Origin of the sequence: Roseofilum sp. SBFL, from assembly GCF_017746885.1 — a bacterium.
Lineage (GTDB): Bacteria > Cyanobacteriota > Cyanobacteriia > Cyanobacteriales > Desertifilaceae > Roseofilum.
In genome coordinates this window covers 65,608-72,439 of record NZ_JAGHZH010000049.1, presented here as the reverse complement: position 1 = coordinate 72,439, position 6,832 = coordinate 65,608, and the positions used below count along the sequence as shown (strand labels likewise).

At 44.2% G+C, this 6,832-nt stretch carries 7 protein-coding genes; 5 read left to right on the top strand and 2 right to left on the bottom strand.

Annotation, left to right across the window (positions count from 1 at the left end; all coding sequences use genetic code 11):
* Positions 1-703: 703 nt before the first annotated feature.
* Together J7545_RS05550 and J7545_RS05545 are read left to right on the top strand one after the other, a co-directional pair.
* Positions 704-2,053 (top strand): GTP-binding protein, encoded by a 1,350-nt coding sequence (locus J7545_RS05550; protein ID WP_318700001.1) that lies wholly within the window; start codon positions 704-706, stop codon positions 2,051-2,053.
* 210 nt (positions 2,054-2,263) lie between these two features.
* Positions 2,264-3,121 (top strand): Uma2 family endonuclease, encoded by an 858-nt coding sequence (locus J7545_RS05545; protein WP_318700002.1) that lies wholly within the window; start codon positions 2,264-2,266, stop codon positions 3,119-3,121.
* A 7-nt stretch (positions 3,122-3,128) separates the two neighbouring features.
* On the opposite strand, the gene J7545_RS05540 is transcribed toward J7545_RS05545, so the two are convergent.
* Positions 3,129-3,401: a DUF1822 family protein gene (locus J7545_RS05540; RefSeq protein ID WP_318700003.1), complete on the bottom strand. Its 273-nt coding sequence runs from the start codon at positions 3,399-3,401 to the stop codon at positions 3,129-3,131.
* Positions 3,402-3,416: 15 nt separating this feature from the next.
* Entirely contained in the window at positions 3,417-4,082 is a 666-nt protein-coding gene (locus J7545_RS05535) for a hypothetical protein (protein WP_318700004.1), read from the bottom strand.
* 206 nt (positions 4,083-4,288) lie between these two features.
* Between J7545_RS05535 and J7545_RS05530 the strand changes: the two genes are divergently transcribed.
* The 3 genes from J7545_RS05530 to J7545_RS05520 all read left to right on the top strand — a co-directional run bounded on the left by J7545_RS05530 (position 4,289) and on the right by J7545_RS05520 (position 6,805).
* Positions 4,289-4,867, top strand: a complete 579-nt coding sequence (locus tag J7545_RS05530; RefSeq protein WP_318700005.1) for a TerD family protein — start codon at positions 4,289-4,291, stop codon at positions 4,865-4,867.
* A gap of 15 nt (positions 4,868-4,882) precedes the next feature.
* Entirely contained in the window at positions 4,883-5,479 is a 597-nt protein-coding gene (locus J7545_RS05525; RefSeq protein ID WP_318700006.1) for a TerD family protein, read from the top strand.
* Between the two features lie 399 nt (positions 5,480-5,878).
* Positions 5,879-6,805, top strand: a complete 927-nt coding sequence (locus J7545_RS05520) for a hypothetical protein (protein WP_318700007.1) — start codon at positions 5,879-5,881, stop codon at positions 6,803-6,805.
* Positions 6,806-6,832: the final 27 nt, after the last annotated feature.

Sequence of the window (6,832 nt, the reverse complement as noted above, 5' to 3'; positions counted from 1 at the left end):
TTTTCCCAGATTGGCAATTACTCTCATCACTTCGCCCATTGCTACACCGTGTCAATCAATTTCAATACTTTTTTTCTTCAGCCTAAATCCCTTATCTTAATTCCTATCTTGATTCGGCAGAGTGACAAAAGAGGGCTATAGTCTAGATCTCTATTCAGGACAGCTTGTTGGAAGTTTTTGCACCAGCCTTGGGGCAGATGGCGTAACCGCTCCACAGTGAATGAGGAAATGATAGAGGTAGATTGATCAGACGTAGAAGTTTCGACAAATTCAACATGGAGATGTTTTTTTAGACTGTTAATAATGCGATCGGTCTTAAAGGGTTTCCCAATAAAATCATTACAACAGACGATCGACTGGTGTTATAACCCCAATATTGAACCAGGCCAACGATAGGAATTAACTGGAGCAAGCAGGGCACAATTAAAACAACTTGTAGAGGTATTTTTCGAGGTGAAATTTTAGAAACATACTTCACGATCAACTCTCTTCCCTCAGCAACGTTTTGATCGAGGTTTTGACATCCAGAGCGAGCGATATTAGTTAGGGCGCAATCATTGGGTTTTAAGCCTATTACTGCCCTGGCTCCATCACCTAAAAAAATCAGGTTTAGATTAAGTAAGTTATTCCTTTTGAATTGTTCTATCTATTCTGTCATAATTATGGTAAAATCACGATATGATTAAGAGAGCCACTAGATTCCTTGAGTAGCCCATCAAACCGTCAAGAAAATCATCTTAACCTAGCTCGTGCCAGTATTCGACGATCGCTGGCCCAGTATAGCCCCTTGCTGCGTCAGAGTGCTACTCTGGCCGTTCAACCGGAACTGAAAATACTCAATGCTAACCTGGAAAAACTCGATCAAAATGTGATTCGGATTGCTGCATTTGGGTTAGTTAGTCGGGGAAAATCTGCGGTTTTGAATGGATTAGTCGGTCAAAAAATTTTGCCTACCGGCCCTATTCATGGGGTGACGCAATGGCCGCGATCGGTGCGCTGGATACCCCAGGGGCAAAGTAAAGTGCAAATCGAGTTAATCGATACACCTGGACTTGATGAAATTGGGGGAGAAGTGCGGGCAGATATGGCCAGGGAAGTAGCCCAACAAGCGGATTTAATTCTGTTTGTGGTAGCAGGAGGTATTACCCAAACGGAATATGATGCTCTGCTGTTTTTAGCCCATACCCATAAACCGTTAATTTTAGTTTTTAATAAAGTCGATTTATATCCCGATCTGGACTTAGAAGCGATTAGTTATAACCTGCAACAATTGGGGCAACCCAAAGAGTTAACACGACTGCTAACGACTCAGGAAATGGTAAGGGTGGCTGCCGAACCGATGCCTAGACAAGTGCGAGTGGAATTACCAGACGGTGAAGTGCGGTATGAATGGGAATATCCTGCACCGCAAATTGAGGAATTGCGGGGAAAAATTTTGCAGGTACTCAATCGTGAAGGGCGATCGCTCCTTGCTCTCAATGCGTTAGTGCAAACCCAAGCAGCAGAAGCTAGAATTGCCCAAAAAACTTTAGATGTTCATCATCAACAGGCAGAAGCTCTGATTTGGCAGTATACCCGCTCCAAAGCCTTAGCTATTGCTGTTAATCCGATCGCCCTGTTAGACATTCCAGGGGGGGCGATCGCCGATTTAGCGCTGATTCGTGCCCTCAGTCGCTTATATGGCTTACCCCTGAACCGACATGAAGCTAGAAAACTCTGGAGAACCATGCTCTTGAGTTCTGGAGGCTTAGTGTTAGGAGAGGTGGCAACCCTCCTCCTGGGAATTGGTAAAACTGCCGCCACCGTTGCCGGTGCCACTGGAGAAACTGCCAGTTTAACGGCTTGGATTCCTGGAGCGATTCTCCAAGGGGCGATCGCCGGTTATGGCGCGTATCAAGTCGGACAAATTACGCGCGTTTATCTCCAACAAGGCTGTACCTGGGGTAACTTAGGTCCCAGCCGTGTCATCCACCAAATTTTACAAGAACTTGACTCCCAAGCTATCCTCTACCGTCTCCGCCAGGAAATCGAGTCTTCCTTAGACTCCTTGTAGAATCTTGATATTTTCTAATTATATCGTCGATCGCGAAGCGATACTGAGTAATCTTGAAGGGAGCGATCGTTCTTCAGATTTCGCACTTTCTCAATCAGATTAAGGTAAAGCGGCGAATCCTCAGAGTGAGTAAAATCACGGGTAATATCGAGTCCCGACTCTTCACATGCTATACTATCCTCCATCCCCTGCGATGAGAAACGATTCCCTATGACCATCGCCAAATCATCAGAACTCAAAAATTTTACTCTTCCTGACCATACCCAACTGCCTGACTCCGATGGTACTTGCGTGAAAAACTTTCAGGAGCATCCCCAAAGTATTTTACTGACAGATTCGATTCAATCAACACTCGATCGCCTGCATCCAGACCAATACTATGCGATCGGTCAAGACTGTGGTATCTATTGGAGGATGACAGAACCCCCAGAAAAAGGGGCGGAATGTCCGGACTGGTTTTATGTTCCCAACGTTCCTCCTACTCTTGAGGGTAGAGCAAGGCGTTCTTATGTGTTATGGCAGGAATTTATTCCTCCTTTAATTGCGATTGAATTTGTCTCAGGAGATGGTTCGGAAGAACGGGATACCACTCCCCTATCGACAGTGCGGAACAAAGGGCAAAAACCCGGTAAATTTTGGGTATACGAACAAATCATCCGTCCAGCTTTTTACGCGATCTATGAAGTGCAGAAGGCCAGTGTAGAAGTTTATCATTTAATCGAAGATCGCTATGAGTTAGTGGCTGCTAATGAGCGAAATCATTATCCAATTCAGCCTATGGGTGTAGAGTTAGGAATTTGGCGAGGACAGTATGGAAATCTAGAATTACCTTGGCTGCGCTGGTGGGATAGTCAGGGTAATTTGCTATTAACAGGAGATGAACGAGCGAGAATTGAACGCGAGCGAGCAGAAACTGAACGGCAGCGAGCGGAAAGTGCTGAACTGGAGTTAGAGCAGGAACGCGAACGAGCGGAAAGTGCTGAATTGGAGTTACAGCAAGAACGCCAACGGGCTGAACGACTTGCTGAATTGCTACGATCGCAGGGAATTAACCCAGAACAGCTATAAATAACGGTTAAATCTGAACGGTTTGTGTCCAAGTTCGATCGCTATAATTCACCTGAATTCCAACGATTTCTTGGGGTTCTGCGCTAAATTGCAGTTGTAATCCTCGATCTTGAGAACGGGATCGGGCGGTTAAGAGAGGATTTTGGCGATCGCCAAGTAAAACAAACTCTACTCCTGGGGGTAATGTGGCTCGCTCTGCACTCGGATATAGTTGCAGACGAATATTCATCGATTCATCTACAGCAGCTTCAATTTCTACCACTAAGATCAAATTACCCATTACCAGCGTGAAGCGCTAAAAATACCCTTGAGATTGGGCAAATTCCCGCAACTGGGGCAAACATTGACGAGAATAAAAACGACTTAGGGTATTTTTATCCATGTTGAATTCTTGCCCTAAGTCTTTCCAAGATGTTTCTGGAGGTAAACGGCGTAAAATTAACACTTGGCAGTTGACATCGGGGCGATCGCGCATATGAATCCGTCTTAACTTTCCCCCTGCATCAGTTTTAACCCAGTCATGTATCTCTTCCAACACTGGAGGAATCGGAGAAGGAGCCGGTAAATCATCGATCGGATCGTACACTTCTCCCTCAAAAGTCCGATAGGCTTGCACTCTAGTTTTTTGTTGCTGAAATCCTTCAATCCGAAGATCCTGCAATCGACGCTTCAAATAAGCATTAATCCAGGTAATAATTGTCCCTTTTTCAGCATCGTAAGCTGCACCCGTTGCCGCTTCACAGAGGTTACGACAGACATAAAACCAGGTTTGTTGGAGAGCATCCTCATAGTGAGGAACCGCTTCTTTCCACAGTTTGCCGGAATGTTGAATCCATTTCACCAGTTGAGCCAATCCTTTTTGCCGTTCTAAACTCAAAGGAGGCTGGGCACAGGTTTCCTGGATTAACTGTTGCAGTTTGGCGAACAAGGGAGCCTTCCCCCCCGGCTGATTTTGATCCATTACACACCATCAAGGGTTTATCGTTTACCAAGTGTGTCATGAACCCTTCTGTTTATCTGTCATCTGTGTAAGCGCACTCACGGCATTTTGTTACAAATCTTCATATTAAATCCGCTTTCACCCTGGTCAGGCCCTTAAAGCACTCGATACACTAGGATAGAATCAAAATGATTTACTGCACACCTTGAGGTTCAATTTAGACACTAATGAGTAGCATCAGTCTGCAAAAAGGCCAACGAATTTCTTTAGATAAAGTCGCCCCCAACTTACAAGCCGTATTTGTGGGTTTAGGATGGGATGTAAAAGCCACCGATACCGGTTATGATTTTGACTTAGATGCCTGCGCATTTCTGTTGGGAGAAAATGAGAAACTCATTTCCGATAAGCACTTCATTTTCTATAATAATAAGGTGAGTCCCGATACCCATAAGTCCATTGAACATATGGGCGATAATTTGACCGGAGAAGGAGAAGGTGATGATGAAGTAATCATTATCAATTTACAAAAAGTGCCCCCAGAGGTTCATCGAATTGTTTTTACAGTAACCATTCATGAGGCCGAGAAGCGCAAACAGAATTTTGGTCAGGTAGAAAATGCCTATGTGCGCTTAGTGGATGTTTCTACTAAAAATGAATTACTCTGCTATCCTTTAGCCGAAGATTATTCCATTGAAACAGCATTAATTATGGCAGAACTCTATCGCCGTGATGGACAATGGCGCATGAATGCAGTAGGTTCTGGGTATCAAGGCGGTTTGCAAGCTCTGTTGGATCGGTATCTATAACTGAGGCTCGAAATTATGGGGATTAACCTAGAAAAGGGACAACGAATTTCCTTAGAAAAAATTGCTCCAGGATTGAAAAATTTGCTTTGTGGATTAGGTTGGGATGTGGCCGAATCCAAGGGTCTATTGGGAGTTCTAAAAAGAGGCCCCAATCTGGATTTAGATGCATCGGTAATCTGCTTAAATAACCAAGATAAACTTAAGGAAGTTACAGACTTTGTCTATTTTGGGAACTTGCGCCATTCTTCAGGAGCAGTGACCCATTTGGGTGATAATTTGACGGGAGAAGGAGAAGGGGATGATGAACAGATTTTAGTATCGCTAGACCAACTGCCGCCAGGGATTCAAAAGTTGGTATTTGTGGTCAATATTTATGAGTGTTTATCGCGAAAGCAGGAGTTTTCGCAAATCAAAAATGCGTTTGTGCGCTTGGTTAACCGGTCGAATAATCAGGAGATTGCACGGTATAATCTTTCGGGTTCCAATTATGCGGGAATGACTGGGATGATTATGGCAGAAGTCTATTTACAAGATGGACAATGGCAAATGGCAGCTAAGGGGGAAGGATTTCGAGCGAAAAATTTACAGGAAATTACCCAACATTATCGGTAATTTCTAGGAGATCGCTACGCGCGGGGAGTGGGTAATCGGTCATGGGTCATTGGTTAGTATGAGTAGAGAAACTAGGGGCGAAGTGGCGATCGCTCCTTTCCTAACCTTTGGGATATCATAACAGCACTTTGCTTGCATTATGAAATACAAGCTTGAATCCTCTCTCTCTATGTACCACAACCCTATTCCCTATTCCCCAGCGCAAAGCGCTGTATCTACTATCTACTATCAACTGCTATAACATAGGGTGCAACAGTTTAGAATCACTTCAAGCTCAGGAGGATTTTTAGTTGCATGATGAGTATCTTAGTATCTATCACATTAGGTTTAGTCTTGATTGGGATTATCATTTACGCGCTGATCGCAGAAGAGTCAAAAGGTGGTGAGTAGGGAGCAACAATGAGAGTTAAATTAGTTAAATTAGGAGCGATCGCCATTCGCTTAAGTTTATTTGCCTTTTTATTGGTGATTCTTTGCCAAACCACCACCCATAGCTTTGTCGCGAATAGACCGAAAATTGTATTTCAGTCCCTGCGGGAAAACAATATGTCCATCTATGTCATGAATGACGATGGCTCCTATCCTAAGCGCCTTACCCATATTTTACGGGATAATGGCTTACCGGCTTGGTCACCGGATCGCAGTAAAATAGCCTTTGTCTCAAACCGGGACTTAAATCGAGAAATTTATGTGATGAATGCCGATGGTGGAGATCAACAACGGTTAACCGTCAATCCGGCTTGGGAATTTTACCCCACTTGGTCGCCCGATGGAGAGAAAATTGCCTTTAGTTCCGATCGCAACGGGAATCAGGATATTTTTGTCATGAATCCTGATGGAACCAGGCAAACCAATATTAGCCATCATCCAGCAGTAGAGCGATCTCCCGATTGGTCTCCCGATGGCAAGCAGATCCTGTTTACCTCGAACCGCTCTGATGGCAAGAGTTTCCAGATTTATGTCATGAATGCAGATGGTTCTAATGTCATTCAATTGAGCGATCGTGAAGGGATTCACCACACCCCCGTTTGGTCTCCTAATGGTCGCCAAATTGCCTTTAGTTTTGAATCTTTTCAACTTAAACCCGGTTACTTTACCCGTGATGCCGATATTTATCTCATGAATGCAGACGGAACCAACCTCGCTAACTTAACCCGAAATCCAGGACGAGACCTCGAACCTACTTGGTCACCCGATGGTTTCAAGCTCGCTTTCCGCTCCACTCGCAATGGTTCCGATCTAATTTTTACAATTAATAGAGATGGATCAAACGTAAAACCTATTACAGAATTACCCCAAACTGGTGCAGCACCCGATTGGTATTAATTTTCAACCATACACTATCCGAACTTC

Bases quoted from the DNA above. Each gene is read 5' to 3' on its own strand.
- J7545_RS05540 (WP_318700003.1), bottom strand. From the start codon at position 3,401: ATGGGTAATTTGATCTTAGTGGTAGAAATTGAAGCTGCTGTAGATGAA.
- J7545_RS05535 (WP_318700004.1), bottom strand. From the start codon at position 4,082: ATGGATCAAAATCAGCCGGGGGGGAAGGCTCCCTTGTTCGCCAAACTG.
- J7545_RS05520 (WP_318700007.1), top strand. From the start codon at position 5,879: ATGAGAGTTAAATTAGTTAAATTAGGAGCGATCGCCATTCGCTTAAGT.
- J7545_RS05530 (WP_318700005.1), top strand. From the start codon at position 4,289: ATGAGTAGCATCAGTCTGCAAAAAGGCCAACGAATTTCTTTAGATAAA.
- J7545_RS05525 (WP_318700006.1), top strand. From the start codon at position 4,883: ATGGGGATTAACCTAGAAAAGGGACAACGAATTTCCTTAGAAAAAATT.
- J7545_RS05545 (WP_318700002.1), top strand. From the start codon at position 2,264: ATGACCATCGCCAAATCATCAGAACTCAAAAATTTTACTCTTCCTGAC.